This window comes from Oleiphilus sp. HI0079, from assembly GCF_001635105.1.
In genome coordinates, this window is sequence record NZ_LWFT01000775.1 from 1 (window position 1) to 1,230 (window position 1,230).

The 1,230-nt window shown below is 46.4% G+C and carries 2 protein-coding genes; both read right to left on the reverse strand.

The features are described from left to right. Positions 1–15: 15 nt before the first annotated feature. Positions 16–681 carry an NADH:ubiquinone reductase (Na(+)-transporting) subunit D gene (locus tag A3750_RS14555; RefSeq protein WP_068455338.1) on the reverse strand — a complete coding sequence of 222 codons (666 nt, stop codon included), beginning with the start codon at positions 679–681 and terminating at the stop codon, positions 16–18. A 1-nt stretch (position 682) separates the two neighbouring features. Further along, a partial coding sequence (nqrC, locus tag A3750_RS14560; protein ID WP_068548400.1) for an NADH:ubiquinone reductase (Na(+)-transporting) subunit C occupies positions 683–1,230 on the reverse strand: 548 nt, incomplete at its 5' end.

Consider the following 1,230-nt stretch of genomic DNA (forward strand, 5'->3'; position numbering starts at 1 on the left):
AATAATGCTCAACCATTAGAAAGCCTCCTTAACACGATGCGCTGACATCTTATAATCCGGCGCTTCGATCTGATCTTTCTTCCAAGAGCGCAATGCCCAGATAAAGATACCGATCAAGAAGAATGCACTTGGTGGCAACAACAACAAGCCGTTCGGTACATACCAACCACCATCATTCACAGTTGCAAAGATCTCAACTCCAAACAGCTTGCCCGCGCCAAGTAGCTCACGGAAGAAAGCAACGAACAGCAAAATCACAGCGTAACCTAGGCCATTACCAACACCATCCAAGAAGCTCATTCCTGGACCATTCTGCATTGCGAATGCCTCTGCTCGACCCATTACAATACAGTTTGTGATGATCAAACCAACGAAAACAGAGAGCTGCTTAGAAATTTCGTAAGCGTATGCTCGAAGAATCTGATCGACAACAATCACAAGCGTTGCGATGATCGTCATCTGAACAATGATTCGGATATTCGAAGGGATCTGGCTACGAATCAACGAAACAGCAAGATTGGCAAGGCCAGTAACCGTGCAGACTGCAAGGCCCATAACCACCGACAATTGCATGCTTGTCGTAACCGCTAGCGCTGAACAAATACCAAGGATTTGCAGAGCAATAGGGTTGTTACTAAATACGGGCTCAAATAGAACCTCTTTAGCGGATGCTGTGCTCACTTCATGCCCCCTGACGTAATTTATTCAAATATTTCTGAAAGCCGTGCTCTCCAGTCCAGTACTGAACTAAATTAGTCACACCACGACTCGTAAGAGTTGCTCCTGAAAGACCGTCAACCTTGTACTCAGCATCAGGCTTAGAGCGATCAACGGCTCCCTTGAGAAGAGCGAGCTTAGGCTCATCCGACTCATCAAGGTCATACACCTTCTTGCCGGGCCATAAGGCCTTCCAATTTGGATTATCAACCTCTCCACCAAGCCCCGGTGTTTCAGCATGCTCATAGAAGCCAAAACCAACTACAGTGTTTGCATCCGCTTCAAGCGCAAGAAAACCATGTAGCGTTGACCAAAGACCGTATCCACTGACAGGCAAAATAATGGTCTTCAGTTCTTCATTTTCACGAACTAGATACACCTTGGCGAAGTCAACACGACGCTTTATGCTCGCAATGTCCTCCTCGCTAGGAATCGAGTCAGATAGCTTTGGATCCTTTTGTGCTTTACGTTGATCATAAGCAAGGGCTGTTTGCTTTCCTACAACACTCGGAT